General features: G+C 70.7%; 18 protein-coding genes and 1 pseudogene. 13 read left to right on the top strand and 6 right to left on the bottom strand.

The window, feature by feature from the left end:
- The first annotated feature begins 61 nt into the window (after positions 1-61).
- Together FBY22_RS43820 and FBY22_RS03680 are read left to right on the top strand one after the other, a co-directional pair.
- Positions 62-128: pseudogene (locus FBY22_RS43820) on the top strand.
- A gap of 1,197 nt (positions 129-1,325) precedes the next feature.
- Positions 1,326-1,754, top strand: coding sequence for a hypothetical protein (locus FBY22_RS03680; RefSeq protein WP_142142458.1), 429 nt, complete (start codon positions 1,326-1,328; stop codon positions 1,752-1,754).
- 315 nt (positions 1,755-2,069) lie between these two features.
- Here the strand turns inward: FBY22_RS03680 and FBY22_RS03675 are convergent, their stop codons facing one another.
- The 3 genes from FBY22_RS03675 to FBY22_RS03665 form a co-directional block, all read right to left on the bottom strand.
- Positions 2,070-2,660 (bottom strand): pentapeptide repeat-containing protein, encoded by a 591-nt coding sequence (locus FBY22_RS03675; protein WP_142142457.1) that lies wholly within the window; start codon positions 2,658-2,660, stop codon positions 2,070-2,072.
- An 80-nt stretch (positions 2,661-2,740) separates the two neighbouring features.
- Positions 2,741-2,944 carry a hypothetical protein gene (locus tag FBY22_RS03670; RefSeq protein WP_142142456.1) on the bottom strand — a complete coding sequence of 68 codons (204 nt, stop codon included), beginning with the start codon at positions 2,942-2,944 and terminating at the stop codon, positions 2,741-2,743.
- A 676-nt stretch (positions 2,945-3,620) separates the two neighbouring features.
- Entirely contained in the window at positions 3,621-4,694 is a 1,074-nt protein-coding gene (locus FBY22_RS03665; protein WP_142142455.1) for a Ku protein, read from the bottom strand.
- Between the two features lie 62 nt (positions 4,695-4,756).
- On the opposite strand from FBY22_RS03665, the gene ligD reads away from it, so the two are divergent.
- Positions 4,757-5,638, top strand: a complete 882-nt coding sequence (gene ligD, locus FBY22_RS03660; protein ID WP_142142454.1) for a non-homologous end-joining DNA ligase — start codon at positions 4,757-4,759, stop codon at positions 5,636-5,638.
- A gap of 8 nt (positions 5,639-5,646) precedes the next feature.
- Here ligD and FBY22_RS03655 read toward each other — a convergent pair whose 3' ends face one another.
- Positions 5,647-6,450 (bottom strand): nuclease-related domain-containing protein, encoded by an 804-nt coding sequence (locus tag FBY22_RS03655; protein WP_142142453.1) that lies wholly within the window; start codon positions 6,448-6,450, stop codon positions 5,647-5,649.
- Between the two features lie 108 nt (positions 6,451-6,558).
- Between FBY22_RS03655 and FBY22_RS03650 the strand changes: the two genes are divergently transcribed.
- From FBY22_RS03650 to FBY22_RS03620, 7 genes are all read left to right on the top strand, one after another.
- On the top strand, positions 6,559-7,065 hold the full coding sequence (locus FBY22_RS03650; protein WP_142142452.1) for a dual specificity protein phosphatase family protein: 507 nt from the start codon (positions 6,559-6,561) through the stop codon (positions 7,063-7,065).
- A gap of 117 nt (positions 7,066-7,182) precedes the next feature.
- Complete coding sequence (locus FBY22_RS03645) at positions 7,183-7,917, top strand: hypothetical protein (protein ID WP_174267079.1); 735 nt, start codon at positions 7,183-7,185, stop codon at positions 7,915-7,917.
- The gene (locus tag FBY22_RS03640) at positions 7,914-9,182 is read left to right on the top strand and encodes a HAMP domain-containing sensor histidine kinase (protein WP_142142450.1); all 1,269 of its coding nucleotides are present in this window, start codon (positions 7,914-7,916) and stop codon (positions 9,180-9,182) included. Before FBY22_RS03645 ends, FBY22_RS03640 begins: the two co-directional genes overlap by 4 nt.
- Positions 9,183-9,252: 70 nt before the next feature.
- On the top strand, positions 9,253-9,867 hold the full coding sequence (locus tag FBY22_RS03635) for an SH3 domain-containing protein (protein ID WP_142142449.1): 615 nt from the start codon (positions 9,253-9,255) through the stop codon (positions 9,865-9,867).
- A 43-nt stretch (positions 9,868-9,910) separates the two neighbouring features.
- Positions 9,911-11,272 (top strand): FtsW/RodA/SpoVE family cell cycle protein, encoded by a 1,362-nt coding sequence (locus FBY22_RS03630; RefSeq protein WP_174267078.1) that lies wholly within the window; start codon positions 9,911-9,913, stop codon positions 11,270-11,272.
- The gene (locus FBY22_RS03625) at positions 11,269-12,726 is read left to right on the top strand and encodes a penicillin-binding transpeptidase domain-containing protein (RefSeq protein WP_142142448.1); all 1,458 of its coding nucleotides are present in this window, start codon (positions 11,269-11,271) and stop codon (positions 12,724-12,726) included. The genes FBY22_RS03630 and FBY22_RS03625 overlap by 4 nt, the downstream gene beginning before the upstream one ends.
- Before the next feature lie 87 nt (positions 12,727-12,813).
- Positions 12,814-13,317: a DUF3291 domain-containing protein gene (locus tag FBY22_RS03620; protein ID WP_142142447.1), complete on the top strand. Its 504-nt coding sequence runs from the start codon at positions 12,814-12,816 to the stop codon at positions 13,315-13,317.
- A gap of 7 nt (positions 13,318-13,324) precedes the next feature.
- Here the strand turns inward: FBY22_RS03620 and FBY22_RS03615 are convergent, their stop codons facing one another.
- Together FBY22_RS03615 and FBY22_RS03610 are read right to left on the bottom strand one after the other, a co-directional pair.
- The gene (locus FBY22_RS03615; protein WP_142142446.1) at positions 13,325-14,161 is read right to left on the bottom strand and encodes a hypothetical protein; all 837 of its coding nucleotides are present in this window, start codon (positions 14,159-14,161) and stop codon (positions 13,325-13,327) included.
- A gap of 48 nt (positions 14,162-14,209) precedes the next feature.
- Complete coding sequence (locus FBY22_RS03610) at positions 14,210-15,331, bottom strand: ferritin-like domain-containing protein (protein WP_142142445.1); 1,122 nt, start codon at positions 15,329-15,331, stop codon at positions 14,210-14,212.
- Positions 15,332-15,418: 87 nt separating this feature from the next.
- Here FBY22_RS03610 and FBY22_RS03605 point away from each other — a divergent pair, with 87 nt between their 5' ends.
- The 3 genes from FBY22_RS03605 (at position 15,419) to FBY22_RS03595 (ending at position 17,457) form a co-directional block, all read left to right on the top strand.
- Positions 15,419-16,357: a diiron oxygenase gene (locus FBY22_RS03605; RefSeq protein ID WP_142142444.1), complete on the top strand. Its 939-nt coding sequence runs from the start codon at positions 15,419-15,421 to the stop codon at positions 16,355-16,357.
- 139 nt (positions 16,358-16,496) lie between these two features.
- Positions 16,497-17,144 (top strand): TetR/AcrR family transcriptional regulator, encoded by a 648-nt coding sequence (locus tag FBY22_RS03600; RefSeq protein ID WP_142142443.1) that lies wholly within the window; start codon positions 16,497-16,499, stop codon positions 17,142-17,144.
- Positions 17,137-17,457: a hypothetical protein gene (locus FBY22_RS03595; RefSeq protein ID WP_174267077.1), complete on the top strand. Its 321-nt coding sequence runs from the start codon at positions 17,137-17,139 to the stop codon at positions 17,455-17,457. Before FBY22_RS03600 ends, FBY22_RS03595 begins: the two co-directional genes overlap by 8 nt.
- Positions 17,458-17,532 lie beyond the last annotated feature (75 nt).

The following is a 17,532-nucleotide window of genomic DNA, read 5'->3' as shown; positions in this document are numbered from 1 at the left end:
AATAGGGGCGTAATGACCTTGCTCGATCAAGATCGAGATCTTCCCTCCCCCGCTGATCAGCGGCCCAGAAGGGCAACGGTCTCTGATGGGCTCCGGAGCCGTGTGCGCAGGTTCGAATCCTGCCGGGGGCACTTCGACTGAAGTGCCTAGAGACCCCGCCCCCAGCGAGAACGCTGCGTGCGGGGTCTTCACGTATCTGCAGCTGGGCCGAGAGCGGCGAATGCCGGTGCTCCCGTGCTAGCTACGTAATGACCTTGGCGGATCCGCCGGCCGATCAACGGTGGTGCAAGTGAAGATCCCGGGCATGTGGCCGCAACGCCAGCCTCCAGCCTTCACGCTGCTACTTGTGAGGTTCCGCAGTGCGTGGCCTGGAGTGTGGGCGATCGCAGCTGCCAGCGCATGGAGTCGAGGAGGGAAGATGCTGGCGAACCTACTGCCTGGTTCTTCGTGACGTCCGGGCACCGCTGTCCTCGGGGTGCGTATGGCTCCTGACCCTCAGGCTGATCGTGGAGCACCAGGTCCCTACCAAGGAGCAAGCTCGCGGTGTGTGGGCGTCGCTGTATCCTCTCGGTGGTTTGATCGGCCCTGCCGCTTTACTGGCGTCCGCAGCCTTTGCCGCGTACCTCATCGGCTCGATGTTGATGGCCCGCGTCGCCACAACGAATGTGCGGGAGGCGCGGAAGACAGCGAGACTCAGGAACGTTCAGATGGCCCTGAGACCGCGTATCGAAGCTCGCGTTCGATGACCTGATTCGCTTTCTTCGGACGCAAGGCCGAGTGCCCGCTCCGGGGCAAGGAGAGGGTGGAGATGCCCGGCGGGAGCAAGGCGAACATGGTCTGGTCAACTTGTGGCCCGCGACATTCTTGGCGAGAGCAGGCAGTTTCGGATAAAGCTCCTCATCGCCCACTACGACTTGTTCGACGAGTACGACAGAGCCGTGGCTGAGGCAGAGTTCCCGCAAGAGCGTCGATTACGCCCTCGTCGGTCTTGCCGTCGCACTCAGCTGGCTCTACTCCCCTTGGGGCGCTCTCACGCTGATCGTGTCTCTCCGACTTCACCTCGCGGGGGTGGGGAGCGAGCGGATAGCAAATGACGTAGCCCACCGCGTTGACCGGAGCTGCGGGTCTGCCGGCAGATCCGGAGGAGCGAGGCCCCTGGGATCGGGCGAGCCGGGGTGAGCAGCCGTTCACAGCGGTTCGTCCCCGGTCGAGGAGGGCACTCGCCCAAGTCGGCCCGACCGGAGAGAAGTTGTGCCGAATGTCTATCGGCGTGTGCCGTCCCCGCTGAGTGGTTTGCCGTTGGCGCGAACGGCAACGCGAAGTCCATGAGTCAATCGAACAGCGACACAAAGCAGAACTCCGCATCCAATCGCAGTGCATCGGCCAAGGCCCGGCGTGCCACGGCGAAGGCAACCGCTCCCGCGTCTCAGGCGGCGGACAAGGCGACCGAGAAGGCGGGTGACCAGGCGTCAGCAGCCGTGGGCGCGGCCGAGCGTACGGCCCGGGCAGGCACGGCGGTCGTGCACGGCGCGGCCGAACGTGTCCAAGCCGGCCGCCAGGCCGTCGTCGCCGCCTCGGGACAAGCCGTGGCCTTGGCGAAGACGGCATGGACGTTGATCGCCCAACGAAAGCTCCTTGCGGCTGGTGTGGGCGCGGGCTTGTCAGCGCTCGGTGCCACGTCATACCTGGCGGGTCGCCGTTCGGGGCGCCGCACGCACGGTCCGATCACCCGTCTGACCGGTGGGCGGATCTGAGGCGAGAGGCGGGCCCGTTGCCTGATCGACAGCTGCCATCCACGGCTGACATCGACACGCCGGACGGAGACGTACACCCGCGTCTCCGTCCGGCCGTCGCATCTTTCCCCGGCAACGGCCGGAGCCGGAGCCGGAGCCGACTCCGAGCGAACCGCTGAAGCCGGCGTCGACGGGCGCGGAAGCTTGGGGGCGGGTTCCGACCGTCGGACTGTTCAGGGCACTGGCCACCCCCGCCTTCTCGCCGCTGCTCGCCACAGACACGCGATACTTGCCGTGGCGCCTCGGAGAACCCCGCATTTGTCCAGACGGAAGCCATCAACGGTACGGGCTCAAGCCTCGAGTGCCCCTGCGGACCGCGCCCTTGAGGTCCACGGTCGACGGGTTCTTGGCACCCGTGAAGTCGGCGCCGCTCAGGTCTGCTCCGGTGAAGTCCGCGTCGCGCAGATCGGCCTTCCTCAAGTCCGCGCCGCGCGGAATGGCGCCGGGCAGGCTGGCACGGACGAAACTGGCTCGCTGCAGACGGGCACCTTCCAAGACGGCCCTTGTCAGGTAGGTATCGTCGAAGTGTGCTCCCGTCGCCTGGATCCGCCTCAGGTCGGCGCGCAGGAGGCGCGATCGGGACAGATCGGCGTCAGTCAGGGCGGCGTCTGCCAACTCGGTCCCGTCCAGAGTTGCTTCGCGCAGAGATGTGCCCACCAGGACCGCCCCGGTCAGATCGGCATGCCCCAGGTCCGCGCTGCTCAGGTCTGCGTCGCTGAAGTCGGCCTCTGGGGAATTGATACCGATCACGCGTTGGCGAGCCCGGTCCCAGATCCTCATGTAACCCAGGTTGCGAAGACGGACGTTGCGCAGGTCGAAGTCACCGCCGCCGTCACGCGCGGCATCCCGGTTGGCCAGTACCGTCATGGCCACCTGGACGTCCGTGGCCGGACGGGCATCGGCTGAGCCGTTCGCCTGCCCGTGAGTGTGTTCACGGACGTATGCCGTCAGGAGAGTGACGACGGTGGGCTGGTCGTACGGCGCGCGTCCCGCATGAGGCGTTCCAGCCCGTAGATGCCGCCGAGGCGGACGTCCACGGCGGACAAGGAGAGGTTGCCGATTGCCGCGTTGAAGCGGCCGGTGACCTGTCCGCGCTCGGCGATCCTCAGCTGTTCGCCCGACTGCTCGACCGAGACCCAGGTGAACAGCAAGGCGGCAAGAGCAGCGAGCCCCGGCAAAGATGACGCGGCCAGTGCCGCCCACTGCAGACGGTTGCCGACCGTACCGTCATACGTGCGAAGACGTCTCCGCCGCCTTCGGCTTCCCTGACGTGTGCCTCGCTGAGAAATTCGGCGCAGCTGCGCTGAGCACCTTGGCGCAGCTGCGCCAAGGTGCTCAGCCTTGTCATACCGGCCATGGAACCTCGGAACCATGGACGGACCGGCATCCTGGCCGCGCGGCGGACGACAGCTTCGGGCGAACGGCCGAATTCCGACCCGCCTCAGCAGACACGAGGAGCGGATCTCGGCAGGGACGATCGGGCAGCCGACGAGTTCCAGCAAGGCTTCGTGGACGTCAGGCCCGGGTACGCGACACACACGCCGGCGCCCGACACAATGCAACGAGGCGAACAGGGGTAGTTCGTCCTCTGCCGCCATTGAATGTGCCCCAGCCGGCCACCCAGCCGTCCGCGTCGGCCTCGGAAGGGCGGCTGGGATCGAGCCGGGCATGAGCTTGGTGACGTCGTACGGTTGTCGCTGGTGAGGTTGGCTGTCCCGTGAGGGTTGAGCGCCTCGGCGATCAGGTCGGAGCCGACCCGACAGGGCGAGGGCTGAACGAACGCGGACCTACCGATTCGGGTCGTTGACCCGTACCGCGTACCGCCCCTCACGCCGACCGCTTGCGCGGTGTCGTCTTCTTTGCCGTTGTCTTCTTCGCCGCTCCCGAAGACGCCGTTTTCTTCGCGGATGCCGTCTTCTTCGTTCCCTGCGTCGACTTGGACGTCGATTTCCGGGTGGAGGCTGCGGGCTTCTTGGCCGACGCTGCCGTCTTCTTCGCCGTTGACGTCGATTTCTTGCCGTTGGCCTGTTTCGGGGTCGAGCGGGACGTCTTGCGGGCCGAAAGGCGCGTGACCTCCGCCTCCGCTTTCTCGTCCGCCTTCTCCTCCGTGCCCTCGCCCCGCGACTCCCGTGCCGCCTTCACGCTCTTCTCCAGGGCCGCCATCAGGTCCAGGACCTTGCCGCCCCTCGCCGGCTCGGGGGTCTCCGGCGGCGCCTCGCCCGCCGCCTTCGCTGCGACGACCTCCTCCAGTGCCTCGCGGTACTCGTCGTGCAGCTCGGTCAGGTCGATCTCGCCCAGCGTGTCCATCAGGGCGTCGGCCAGGTCGAGCTCCTTGTCGTTCACCGTGACCTTGGCGTCGGGGGCGACGCCTTCGGGGGCGCGTACCTCGTCCGGCCAGAGCAGGCCGTGCATGGCGATCGCGTCGCCGACGACCCGCAGCATGCCCAGCCGTTCCTTCCCGCGCAGCGCGAACTTGGCGATCGCCACCTTGTTGCTGCGCTTGAGCGCCTCGCGCAGGAGTGTGTACGGCTTGGCGGCCGGGGCGCCGCCCGCGGCCAGGTAGTACGCCGCGTCCATCTGCAACGGGTCGATCCGGTCCGCCGGCACGAACGCCACGATCTCGATCGTCCTCGCCGTCGGGAGCGGCAGGTGGGCCAGGTCCTCGTCCGTGATCGGGATGATCGAGCCGTCCGCGTCCTCGTAGCCCTTGCCGATCTCCGCCCCGCTGACCTCCTTGTCCTCCGCCTCGCAGAACTTGCGGTAGCGGATGCGGCCGCCGTCCTCGGTGTGGATCTGGCGGAAGGAGATCGAGTGGCTCTCCGTGGCGTTGACCAGCTTGATCGGGATGCTGACCAGGCCGAAGGAGATGGCGCCGTTCCATATGGATCTCACCTGCGGCACCCTTTCGGTTGCTTCGTTCGCTTTGTGGCGTTCTGTCACTGTTTGCGTGAGATTCTCATCGTATGACGCCCATCACGGAGGTGGAGGGGAGACGGCTCGCCCTCAGCAACCTGGAGAAGGTGCTGTATCCGCAGACCGGGTTCACGAAGGCCGAGGTACTGCACTACTACGCGGGCAACGCCGAGGTGCTGCTGCCTCACCTGCGGGATCGGCCGGTTTCCTTCCTGCGCTACCCCGACGGGCCGAACGGGCAGGTCTTCTTCGCCAAGAACGTTCCGCCCGGTACGCCCGACTGGGTCACCACCGCGGAGGTCCCCCGCTCGGAGGGGCCCGCGCGCATGGTGCTCGTGCAGGATCTGGCGTCCCTGATGTGGGCCGCCAATCTCGTCACCGAGTTCCATACGCATCAGTGGGTGATCCAGGACCCCGGCGTCGCCGACCGGATCGTCTTCGACCTCGATCCCGGCGCGCCGGCCAGTGTGGTCGACTGCTGCGAGGTCGCCCTGTGGCTGCGCGAGCGGCTGGCCGCCGACGGGCTCGACGCCTGCGTCAAGACCTCCGGCTCCAAGGGGCTGCATCTGCTGGCCGCGGTGCGGCCGACGCCGTCCGAGCAGGTCAGCGACTACGCCAGACAGCTCGCCGTCGAGGCCGAGCGGGCCATGCCCCGGCTCGCCCTGCACCGGATGACCCGCAGCCTGCGACCGGGGAAGGTCTTCGTCGACTGGAGCCAGAACGCGGCCCGCAAGACCACCGCCACGCCCTACACCCTGCGCGCCCGCCCCGAGCCCACCGTGTCCGCCCCGGTGACCTGGACCGAGGTCGAGGAGTGCGAGGCGCCGGGGCAGCTCACCTTCCTCGCGCCGGACATCGCCCCCCGCGTGCAGGACTACGGCGACCTGCTGGCGCCGCTCCTCGACCGGGCGAACGCCGGCTCACTGCCGTGAGCGCCCCTTCACACCCGACCCCAGGTCCCCCGGTCCCGCGCCATCGCGTGCAACGCCTCCACGTCGGCCGGCTTCAGGACGCCGCCGGTGCGGGACAGGCCCTCGATCTCCGTGTCGCGCAGCACGCGGACCTCGCGTGGCGGGGCGGTGACGGAGACGTCCGTGGGGGCGACCAGGACCAGGACCGGGTGGACCTCGGCGGTGAGGGCGTAGGACGCCCGGTCCGCGTCGGCGCGGACGCGGCGCAGCAGGGGCTGGGGGTCGCGGCGGCCCAGGGTGATCATGGGGTCGGTCACCGTCACCCGCTGCTTGCGGGCGGGCAGGGTGTGGATCGCGAACAGACCGCCGGGGCCGATCGCCAGGTGGTGGATGCGGTCCCCGCCCGGGAGCGGGACGGAGTGCAGGGCGTGCCAGCCCGCGCCGTCGAGCCGGTCCAGGGCGTCGCCGACCGTCTGTTCCGCGGCCAGGGCCCGGCGTCGCGGGTCCGGGCGCAGGCGGTGGGGCGGTCCGGGGTCGCGGTCCAGGGAGACGATCAGGGCCTCGCCGGGCCGGTTGGGCGCCAGGTCGTCGTCCGGGTGGAGGGAGAGCCTGGCCAGTTCGGCCGGCGTGGGCACCGGTGGCGGGCCGACCGTCACCGGGCCGGTGAGGAAGGGGCCGAGCACTTCCAGTACGTCGTCCCTCACCTCCTCGCTGAGCAGGTTGATCCTGGCCGCCTCCCGGTCGTACCAGGCGATGTTCCGGCCGTCCGTACGGCTCACGTAGAGCCGTTCCTGACCGTGTCGCCAGGTCGGTATGACGCGCAGTCCGTTCATGCACCATCACCCCTCGACCATGGGAACAGGCGGGGTGCTCCATCGGCAAGAACCCGGCTACCTTTGAGAGCAGTTGGGCCCCGCTGGAGGGGAGTTGGGGAGGCGTGATTGCGTACCCGCGGAAAACAACCCGACGTACCGGCTCCGGACGGCCCCTGGAACGAGATCGTGCCCGGTCTGTGGATGGGCGGGCACGAGTTCCGGAGCCGGACCGGACAGGTGGAGACGGTCGTCGTACGGGATGAGTTCGATCTCGTCCAGACCCTGTTGAGACTGCCCGGATACGGTCCCGATCCGGGCGTCGAGCACCATGTGTGGCCCATTCCGGACGGGCCGCTGGACGGGACCCAGCTCGCGGGGGTCATCCGCCTGGCGCGGGCCGCGAGCGAGGCACTGGACGAGGGCCGCAAGGTCCTCGTCCGCTGTTACCACGGGTACAACCGCTCGGGTCTGGTGGTCGCGCACGCCCTGGTGCGGCGCGGGCACACCGCGGAGGAGGCGATCCGGCTGATCCGGGCCCGGCGCTCGCCCTGGGCCCTGCACAACGAACTGTTTGTCGACTATCTGCGGGCCGGGCTGCCGACGGCCCGGCTGCTGGAGGAGCTGGCCGAGTAGCGAGCCGTTGCGGACCGCGCAGCGCGGTAATCGTTCGTGGCCGAGTAGCGAGGTAATCGTTTCTTCGGCCCCATAGGGTGTACTGGGCCACCGATCGTTCTCAGCCACAGGAGTCCCGTGCCCCGCCCCCTTCGCACCGCCCTCGCCGCGGTCGCCGTCACGCTGCTGGCGGCGACCGCGGCCGGCTGCGGTGACGCGGGCGGGCTGGAGGGGGCCGGGGCGACGCCGACGGCGACCAGCCCGGCGAAGCTGTGGCCGGACCTCGCGCCCGCGTCCAGTCCGGCCTGGGACTACGACAACGGCGAGGCCGAGGCCATGCACGTCACCGCGCCGGGCGGCGACATCCGCGAGGTGCCGCCGCTGGACCTCGTACGCCGGGAGATCGCCCAGCACCCGGACGACTACGCCGGGTCGAAGGCGCCGTACCGCGTGACGGCCCGCCGGATGGCCTACTGCGGCAAGGAGCCCGCCGACAGCAGGTGCCCGCTGCTCAAGGCGTACTACCGGGACATGACCGGGGACGGGAAGCCGGATCTGACGCTGGGCTTCCGGTTGCTGCCCGGCAACCAGACGGCCGTGCGCGTGTACACCGTCGAGGCCGGCCGGGTGGTGCAGGTGATGTCGAACAACGACGCCGTCAGCGGGGTCGAGCTGGCCGGGCGGTCGGTGATCATCCACGCCCCGTCCGACCTCGCGGACTACGAGTACCGCTTCCAGTGGACCTGGGACCCGGAGCAGAAGGTCATGCTGCTCACCCATGACGAGATGCTGCACATCGGCAGGCGGGAGCACGGCCGGCGGGACACCGGGCACCCCTCGACGCCGTCCCCCTCCCCCTCGGCGACCCCGTGAGCAGGCTCGGGCTGCCCCAGTGGGCCGGCACGCTCGCCGTGAAGGCCGCGGTGTTCATCGCGGTGATGTGCTGCGCGCTGGCCGCGCTGCTGGGCGTGCTCGTGCACGTCTCGGTGACGAACCAGACCGTCGGCCAGGCCCGCGACCTGGCACTGTCGCGGCTGACGGACGCGACGCGGGCCTACCAGGCCGGGGACACGCTGCTGCCGGGCGCGGGCGTCGACCCGCCGGGGCTGCCGCGGGCGCTGCGCGAGCTGGCGGTGGACGGCGAGCGCGGCACGATGGTCTCCCGGCAGCACGGGCATCCCACGATGTGGGCGGCCGGTCCCGCCGACCGGAACCGGGCGCTGGCCGTGGAGGTCGACTACGCGCAGCAGTCCCGCACCATCGCGGCGCTCGACCGGGCGATCCTGTGGTCCTCGGGGCTGGCGATCGGGGCGACGCTGCTGGTGGGGGCGTTCGCGGTGACGCGGGTGACGCGGCGGCTGCACGCGACGGCGACGGTGGCGCGCCGGATCAGCGCCGGTGACCTGGACGCGCGGGTCGGTGATCCGCGGGCCGAGGATGCGACGCGGCCGCAGGACGAGGTGGGCGCGGTAGCCGCCGCGCTGGACTCCATGGCGGCCTCGCTGCAGGGGAAGCTGCTGAGCGAGCAGCGGTTCACCGCGGACGTGGCACACGAGCTGCGTACGCCGCTGACCGGGCTGCACGCTGCGGCCGAGCTGCTGCCGCCCGGGCGGCCCACGGAACTGGTGCGGGACCGGGTGGCGGCGCTGCGGACGCTGACCGAGGACCTACTGGAGATCTCCCGGCTGGACACCGGCCGGGAGAAGCTCGACGTGGACACCGAGGAGCTGGGGGCGCTGGCGGTCCGGGTGGTGCGGGCGTCGGGTACGGACACGGAGGTCGTCGTCGTACGGGACGTGCGGGTGGAGACCGACCGGCGACGGCTGGAGCGGGTGCTGGGCAATCTTGTCGCCAACGCGCACAAGCACGGGCGGGGGCCGGTGACGGTGACGGTGGACGGGGCCGTGGTGCGCGTGCGGGACCACGGGGAGGGGTTCCCGGACTACCTCGTGGAGCACGGTCCGCAGCGGTTCCGGACCGAGGGCGGGGCCACGGGGCACGGGCTGGGGCTGACCATCGCGGTCGGGCAGGCGGAGGTGCTCGGGGCCCGGCTGGAGTTCGGCAACGCCCCGGACGGCGGAGCGGTGGCGGTCCTGACACTTCCTCATGACCCGGCCGTCCCCGACGGCCCAACGTGACGGGCGGCCCCGCGGCACTCCTCCTAACGTGGCGGATAGTCAGGTTCGCCCCTTTTCGTGGAGGTACCCCATGTCCCTGCGCTCCCCCCGCGGCGCCCTCACCCGCCTCGCCATAACCACCGCCGCCGGCGCCCTCCTCGCCTCCGTCTGCGCCACCCCGGCACTCGCCGACGGCGAGGGTGACCATGGCGGCAACCAGACGGCCGACCGCGACGACGGCTGGGGCGGAGGTGGCGGCGGCGGCCAGACGTCGGGCGGCAACGACGGCTGGAGCGGCGGCGGAGGCAACGGCCAGACGTCGGGCGGCAACGACGGCTGGAGCGGCGGCGGAGGCAACGGCCAGACGTCGGGCGGCAACGACGGCTGGAGCGGCGGCGGAGGCAACGGCCAGACGTCGGGCGGCAACGACGGCTGGAGCGGCGGCGGAGGCAACGGCGACCAGCAAGACCAGCGGCTGTACCGGGGCGTCGTCACCGCGAGCGAGCTGTTCCTGCGCAGCGCGCCCACCCGCGGCAGCCAGGTGATCCGCGTGGCCCACCGGGGCGAGCGCGTCTCGATCTTCTGCAAGACCACCGGCCAGAACATCCAGGGCAACCACCTCTGGTACCTCCTCACGGACGGCACCTGGGCCTGGGGGTCGGCCCGTTACATCGACACCTTCGGCCCCACGCCACGCTGGTGCTGACACCCTGAGGTCACAAGACCCACTATTTGGGTAAGTTCCGGACATGACCAACGCCGGAACCGCCGTGGCCGAGGCGGACGCCCCCGCTCCCGCCGTCCGCCTCCCCCGGCGCCGTGGCATCGAGCTGTCCCTGATCGTCCTCGCCGTCCTGCTCTGCGTGTACGGCTACTGCGACGTCGGCCTCGCCAGGAACGGCACCGTCCCGCCCGGCGCCGCCGGTTACGGCGCCGGACTCGGCGTGCTGGCGCTGCTCGCCCACTGGGCGGTGCGCCTGCGGGCCCCGTACGCCGATCCGCTGCTGCTGCCGATCGGCGTGCTGCTCAACGGACTCGGCCTGGTCCTGATCTACCGCCTCGACCTGGAGACGCCCGGCAACCGGGCGGCCCCCGCCCAACTGGTGTGGTCCACACTGGGGGTGGCCCTGTTCATCGTGGTCGTCCTGATGCTGCGCGACCACCGGTGGCTGCAGCGCTACTCCTACGTGTGCGTCGCCGCCGCTCTCGTCCTGCTGGCCCTGCCGATCCTCTTCCCGGCCGTCAACGGCGCCCGCATCTGGATCCGGATCGCCGGATTCTCCATCCAGCCGGGCGAGTTCGCGAAGGTCCTGCTGGCGGTCTTCTTCGCCGCGTACCTGGCCGCGAACCGCAGCGCGCTCGCGTACACGGGCCGTCGGGTGTGGTTCGTACAGCTGCCCACCGGCCGCGTCCTCGGGCCGATCCTCGCCATCTGGCTGCTGAGCGTCGGCGTCCTGGTCCTGGAGCGCGATCTGGGCACCTCCCTGCTCTTCTTCGGCCTGTTCGTCGTGCTGTTGTACGTCGCCACCGGCCGCACCGGCTGGATCGCCGTCGGCCTGCTGCTGGCGTCCCTGGGGGCCGTGGCCGTCGGCTGGCTGGAGCCGCACGTGCACGGCAGGGTGGAGGACTGGCTGCACCCGCTCGGGTCGATCGAGGCGGGACTGGGACCGAACCAGCTCGCCCAGTCCCTGTTCGCCTTCGCCGCGGGCGGTGTCCTGGGCACGGGCCTGGGCCTCGGCCACTCGGTCCTCATCGGCTTCGCCACCAAGTCGGACTTCATCCTGGCCACGGCGGGCGAGGAACTGGGCCTGGCGGGTCTGTCCGCGATCTTCCTGCTCTACGGCCTGCTGGTGGAGCGCGGCTACCGGGCCGGCCTCGCCCTGCGCGACCCCTTCGGCCGTCTTCTCGCGGTCGGTCTGGCCTCGATCGTCGCGCTGCAGGTCTTCGTGATCGCGGGCGGGGTCACCGGCCTCATCCCGCTCACCGGCATGGCCATGCCCTTCCTGGCGCAGGGAGGTTCCTCGGTCGTCACGAACTGGGCGATCGTCGCCCTGCTGATCCGGATCAGCGATCGCGCCCGCAGGCAGTACGACGGCGAGAGCGCCCCATGACCCGGTACATCCGGCACGCGGCCGCCTTCTGCGCGCTCCTCCTGGTCGCCCTTCTCGTCAACGCCGCCCGCATCCAGATCGTCCTGGCCGGCCCCTACGACCGTGATCCGGCCAACCGCCGCACCACGATCGCCCGTTACGACCGGCCCCGCGGCGACATCCTGGTCGGCGGACGCTCCGTCACCGGCTCCCGGGACTCCCGCGAGCAGCTCCGCTACGAACGGACGTACGCGGACGGCCCGTTGTACGCGCCCGTCACCGGCTTCGCCTCGCAGATGTACGGCACCACGCTGCTGGAGCACACGCACGACGCGATCCTCTCCGGCACCGACCCGGTCCTCACGCCGCTGCCGCTGTGGAACGACTTCACGCGGACCCACAGCCCGGGCGGACACGTCGTCACCACGCTCAACAGGGCGGCGCAGGAAGCCGCTTACGAGGGGCTGGACGGGCGCAAGGGCGCGGTCGCGGCCGTGGAGCCGGCCACCGGGAAGGTGCTGGCGCTGGTGTCGTCGCCGTCGTACGACCCGGGCCTGCTGTCGGGCAACTCCGCTGCCACCGAACGCTCCTGGGCGCGGCTGAACGCAGACCCGGACAAGCCGATGCTGAACCGGGCGGTGCGGCAGACGTATCCGCCGGGTTCGACGTTCAAGGTGGTCACGGCGGCGGCGGCGCTGGACGCGGGGGTCGTCACGGACGTCGACCGGCCGACGGACTCGCCCGACCCCTACCGGCTGCCGGGGACGCGCACGCTGCTGGCGAACGAGGGCGACGGCTGCGAGGACGCACCGCTGCGGGACGCGTTCGAGTGGTCGTGCAACACGGTGTTCGCGAAGCTCGGGGTGGATGTCGGGGTGGCGGACATGGCGGCCACGGCGCAGGCGTTCGGCTTCAACGACCCTGGTGTGCGTGTGCCGTTCTCGGTGGCGCCGAGCACCTTCGACACGACGGTCGACAGGGCGCAGCTGGCGCTGTCCTCGATCGGTCAGTACAACACGCGGGCCACTCCCCTGCAGATGGCGATGGTCGCGGCGGCCGTCGCGAACGACGGGGAGCTGCGGGAGCCGTACCTGGTGGAGCGGACCACGACGGACGGCGGCAGCACGCTGTCCGCGCCGGGGCCGCGCCCGGTCCGCCAGGTGATGCGCCGCGAGACGGCGGAGCGGATGAGGGAGCTGATGGAGGGCGTGGTCACGGAGGGCACCGGCACCAACGGGGCCATCCCCGGGGCGACCGTCGGCGGCAAGACCGGCACGGCCCAGCACGGCGTCGGCAACTCCGGGACGCCGTACGCCTGGTTCGTGTCCTGGGCGCAGGGGGACCGCGACCCCGAGCCCCGGGTGGCGGTGGCCGTGGTGGTGGAGGACGCTTCGGCGGACCGGAGTGAGATCACCGGCGGCGGGGTGGCCGCGCCGATCGCGCGGGCGGTGATGGAGGCGGTCCTGCACTCCTAGGCGGGGCTTCTCGGTCGTCCTGGGCGGCTTCTCGGTCGATGAGACGGGGCTACCGGACGCGGCGGCTCCCGACCTAACGTTCGGTCCATGATCTCAGCCGCGTACGAACTCGCCCAGGTCAACATCGGCCGTCTCAAAGCTCCGCTGGACTCACCGCACTTGAAGGACTTCGTCGACAACCTCGACCCCGTGAACGCCGACGCGGACGCCGCCGACGGATTCGTGTGGCGGCTGCAGAGCGACGGCGGCGACGCGACGGACATCGGCGTGTTCGGCGACGAGTGGCTGATCATCAACATGTCCGTGTGGCGGGACACGAACGCGCTGACGGCCTACATGTACCAGGGCCGGCACCGCGAGATGCTGGCGCGGCGCCGGGAGTTCTTCGAGCGGGTCGCGGAGGCGATGGTGGCCCTGTGGTGGGTCCCGGCGGGCCACCGCCCCACGGTCGCGGAGGCGGAGGAACGCGTCCTGCATCTGCGGGCCAACGGCCCGACGCCGTACGCGTTCACCCTGCGCACCTCGTTCCCGCCGGGCACGCGGACCCCGGTGCCCGCGGATCTCCCCGAGGACCTGGGCTGTCCGGTCTGACCTCCCGTCACCCGATGGGCTTGCGCATCTCCGTGCGGATCTGAGCCGCCGTCGCCGCCGCCTTGTCCAGGTCCACCTCGGAGGGGTCCTGGCTCATGGTGGCGGTGGTGACCTCGGCGACGGAGGCGCCCGTGTTGCCGTCGGCCCAGCCGCAGACCGGCACGGTCACCTGGGTGCCGAGCTGGGTCTGGGTGAGCACCTCGCAGCTGACGGTGATGCCGTCGGCGCCCTCGGGGTGGAAGTCCTGCGCGGGTACGGCCACCTTGGCGCCGGCGCCCTCGGCGGCGCCCCGCATCATGTTCTTGCGGGTCAGTTCGGTGTGGTTGAACCGCCCGTACATGCCTGACACCACGAGCGTGCCCCTGGTCTGGTCGCCGCCGAGGCTGTACTGGCCGACCACGGCCCGCACGTCCTTGGCGTCCCAGGCGCCCTCCGCCTCGCTCTCGACCTTCTGGCCCTCGGTGTCGGAGAGGTCCTTGGCGAGCTCGTAGCGGCCGTCCACCAGGGTCCTGGGCAGCGTCAGCGTGTACTCGGCCTTGGGGAAGCTGCCGCCGGTCACCTTCGCGCCGACCATCGCGAGCCCCACGACGACCGCCACGATCAGCGCGACGACTCCGCCGACGATGCCGAGCACGAGACCGGTCCGGCGCCTGCGCGGAGGCGGGGCCATCGGGGGCGCGCCCCAGCCGTAGGGCTGCTGCTGCGGGTAGGGGGTTCCGTACGGCGGCTGCCCTTGCGGCTGTTGCGGGTACGGGCCGGAGGCGTAGGGGCCCTGCGGGGGCTGCTGCCCTCCGTAGGGGTTCGGCGGCCCGTAGGGGCCCTGCGGCGGTGGTGGCGTGGACACGTCGGCACGTTACTGCATACGGGCGGGTCCGCGGTCCGCGCCGGGGTGTCAGCCCTCCCCGACGCCCTCACCGACACCCGCCTCGATGGCCTCCGTCACCTCGGCGACCCGCTCGTGCTCCTCGGCCGCGAACCGCTCCGCGTCCAGCTTCTCGGCGATCTCCTCGTCCTGCGCCATCAGCAGGTCCAGGTTGGAGTCGCCCATCTCGAAGACGCCCATGTCGACGTAGGCCTGCTGCAGCCGCTTGCCCCACAGACCGATGTCCTTGACGCACGGCACGATGCGGGAGAACAGCAACTGCCGGAAGAGCGCGAGGAATTCGGACTGTTCGCTGTACTCCTCCGCCTGCGCGGTGGGGATGCCGAAGTTCTCCAGGACCTCGACGCCCCGCAGCCGGTCGCGCATCAGGTAGCAGCCCTCGATGACGAACTCCTCGCGCTCGCGCAGTTCGGCGTCCGTGAGCTGCTTGTAGTAGTCGCGCAGCGCCATGCGCCCGAAGGCGACGTGCCGGGCCTCGTCCTGCATGACGTAGGCGAGGATCTGCTTGGGCAGCGGCTTGGTGGTCGTGTCGCGGATCATGCCGAAGGCCGCCAGCGCCAGCCCCTCGATCAGCACCTGCATGCCCAGGTAGGGCATGTCCCAGCGGCTGTCGCGGAGGGTGTCCCCCAGCAGCGACTGGAGGTTGTCGTTGATCGGGTAGACCATCCCGACCTTCTCGTGCAGGAAGCGGCCGTAGATCTCGGCGTGCCGCGCCTCGTCCATGGTCTGCGTCGCCGAGTAGAACTTGGCGTCCAGGTCCGGCACCGACTCCACGATCCGCGCCGCGCAGATCATGGCGCCCTGCTCGCCGTGCAGGAACTGGCTGAACTGCCAGGAGGCGTAGTGCTGCCGCAGTTCACCCTTCTCCCGGTCGCTCATCTTCACCCAGTACGGCGTCCCGTACAGGGAGATGGCCTCGTCCGGTGTGCCCAGCACGTCGTGCGGGTCGACCTCCAGGTCCCAGTCGATGCGGCGCTGTCCGTCCCACTGCTTGTCCTTTCCCTTCTGGTACAGGGCGAGCAGCCGGTCCCGTCCGTCGTCGTACTCCCAGCTGAAACGGGCCGCGCCGGAGGCGGGAACCTGCCAGAGATGGTCACCGGGGTCATTGGTGTACAGCTCACGGGTCGGCATACCCCGCAGGCTCACACGTAGACGCCGAGTCAACAAGTCCCGTGCAGGGGATTGACTGCCTTGCTGACAGGCAGTCTCATAAGAACCATGACGACTCTCACGGAAGCCGACGCGCTCGACGGCCTGCGCGACGCTCTCGGGCTGCTCAAGGACCGCGAGCAGGTCGCCGAGCGACTCCTCGCGTCCTCCGCCAAACACTCCTTCGACCCCGACAAGGAGCTGGACTGGGACGCCCCCTTCGAGGAGGGCAAGTGGTTCTGGCCGCCGGAGCTGGTGTCCCTCTACGACACCCCGATGTGGAAGCGGATGAGCGAGGAGCAGCGGATCCTGCTGTCCCAGCACGAGGCCGCCGCCCTCGCCTCGCTGGGCATCTGGTTCGAGATCATCCTGATGCAGCTGCTCGTGCGGCACATCTACGACAAGGCGGCGACGAGCGCGCACGTGCGCTACGCGCTCACCGAGATCGAGGACGAGTGTCGGCACTCGAAGATGTTCGCCCGGCTGATCTCGCACGGGGGCACGCCTTGGTACCCGGTGGCCCGGGCGCACCAGCACCTCGGCCGGCTGTTCAAGACGATCTCGACCACGCCGGGGTCGTTCACCGCCACGCTGCTGGGCGAGGAGGTCCTCGACTGGATGCAGCGACTGACCTTCCCCGACGAGCGGGTGCAGCCGCTGATCCGCGGCGTCACGCGCATCCATGTCGTGGAGGAGGCCCGTCACGTGCGGTACGCGCGTGAGGAGCTGCGGCGGCAGATGGTGACGGCGCCGAGGTGGTCGCAGGAGTTCACCCGGGTCACCTCCGGCGAGTTCGCGCGGGTGTTCTCCGTCGCCTTCGTCAACCCCGAGGTCTACACGAACGTCGGGCTCGACAAGCGGGAGGCCCTGGCGCAGGTGAAGACCAGCGGGCACCGGCGCGAGATCATGCAGACGGGCGCCAAGCGGCTGACCGACTTCCTGGACGACATCGGGGTGCTCCGGGGCGTCGGCCGAAGGCTGTGGAAGAGCTCGGGACTGCTGGCTTGATGCGGGCTGCGGGCCGGCGGGGGGCCGGTCGCGCGGTTCCCCGCGCCCCTCGAGGAGGTCCGGCTGGGTTCTTCCGGGGGCGCGGGGAACCGCGCGACCAGCCACGACACACCTGTGGACGCCCGACTACGCTGCACCCATGACCCCTGCCGCGCCCGCCTATCGCCGCCTGAGTGTCGAGGAGCGCCGTAGCCAGCTCCTCGAGGCCGCCCTCGGCCTCTTCGCGCACCGCGCGCCCGAAGAGGTCTCCCTGGACGACGTGGCCGAGGCGGCCGGAGTCTCCCGCCCGCTGGTGTACCGGTACTTCCCGGGCGGCAAGCAGCAGTTGTACGAGGCCGCGCTGCGGTCGGCCGCCGACGAGCTGCGGCTGTGCTTCGACGAACCCCGGGAGGGGCCGCTCCTGCCCCGCCTCGCCCGCGCCCTCGACCGCTACCTGGCCTTCGTCGACCAGCACGACGCCGGGTTTAGCGCCCTCCTCCAGGGCGGCAGCGTGGTCGAGACGTCCCGGACGACCGCCATCGTGGACGGCGTGCGCCGGGCCGCCGCCGAGCACATCCTCAACCACCTCGGGGTGAGCGACCCCGGTCTGCTGCTGCGCATGACCGTGCGAATGTGGATCACCGCCGTGGAGGCGGCCTCGCTCATCTGGCTGGACGAGGACAAGCAGCCCCCGCTCGACGAACTGCGGGACTGGCTGGTCGAGCAGTTCCTGGCCGTCCTCACCGTGACCGCGAACCGGGACCCGCAGACCGCGGCGCTGGTGCGGACCATGGCCGAGGATGTCTGACACTGGTGCCGTGAGAAGCGAACCGACCCCCTTCGAGGGTGGGCCCATGAACGGCCGGGTGCTGCCGGTGCTGGTCGGCGCCACCGGGCACCCGCCCAAGACCTACCGCATCCCGGTCCCCGACCCGGCCGGCGGGCCCGGCACCGTGCTGGTCTACCGGCGGGTGCCCCGCGGGCACAGCAAACGGCTCGGGCTCCCGCGAGGCTGGAAGTACGCGTACGACCCTCAGGGCAGGGACACCGGCCGGCCGAAGTGGCCCTGGTCCCGGCCGGACGCCACGCCGGGCGGCAAGCCGGAGGACACCGACGGGTGACGAGGTTGCGCCGAACCGCGCACACTCGGCGCGCGAAGCCGCGGCGTCCGTCGCAGGCTCGCGGTGCGGGGCGGA

The organism is Streptomyces sp. SLBN-31 (assembly GCF_006715395.1).
Taxonomy (GTDB): Bacteria; Actinomycetota; Actinomycetes; order Streptomycetales; family Streptomycetaceae; genus Streptomyces.
Note: the sequence above shows the minus strand (reverse complement) of the source record. Positions and strands in the feature narration are given on the sequence as shown.

Excerpts from the sequence above, each read along its gene's own strand:
- FBY22_RS03605 (WP_142142444.1), top strand. The coding sequence starts at position 15,419 with ATGACGACTCTCACGGAAGCCGACGCGCTCGACGGCCTGCGCGACGCT.
- FBY22_RS03655 (WP_142142453.1), bottom strand. The coding sequence starts at position 6,450 with ATGAACGGACTGCGCGTCATACCGACCTGGCGACACGGTCAGGAACGG.
- FBY22_RS03595 (WP_174267077.1), top strand. The coding sequence starts at position 17,137 with ATGTCTGACACTGGTGCCGTGAGAAGCGAACCGACCCCCTTCGAGGGT.
- ligD (WP_142142454.1), top strand. The coding sequence starts at position 4,757 with ATGACGCCCATCACGGAGGTGGAGGGGAGACGGCTCGCCCTCAGCAAC.
- FBY22_RS03600 (WP_142142443.1), top strand. The coding sequence starts at position 16,497 with ATGACCCCTGCCGCGCCCGCCTATCGCCGCCTGAGTGTCGAGGAGCGC.
- FBY22_RS03635 (WP_142142449.1), top strand. The coding sequence starts at position 9,253 with ATGTCCCTGCGCTCCCCCCGCGGCGCCCTCACCCGCCTCGCCATAACC.
- FBY22_RS03620 (WP_142142447.1), top strand. The coding sequence starts at position 12,814 with ATGATCTCAGCCGCGTACGAACTCGCCCAGGTCAACATCGGCCGTCTC.
- FBY22_RS03610 (WP_142142445.1), bottom strand. The coding sequence starts at position 15,331 with ATGCCGACCCGTGAGCTGTACACCAATGACCCCGGTGACCATCTCTGG.
- FBY22_RS03680 (WP_142142458.1), top strand. The coding sequence starts at position 1,326 with ATGAGTCAATCGAACAGCGACACAAAGCAGAACTCCGCATCCAATCGC.
- FBY22_RS03630 (WP_174267078.1), top strand. The coding sequence starts at position 9,911 with ATGACCAACGCCGGAACCGCCGTGGCCGAGGCGGACGCCCCCGCTCCC.
- FBY22_RS03625 (WP_142142448.1), top strand. The coding sequence starts at position 11,269 with ATGACCCGGTACATCCGGCACGCGGCCGCCTTCTGCGCGCTCCTCCTG.
- FBY22_RS03675 (WP_142142457.1), bottom strand. The coding sequence starts at position 2,660 with ATGACGGTACTGGCCAACCGGGATGCCGCGCGTGACGGCGGCGGTGAC.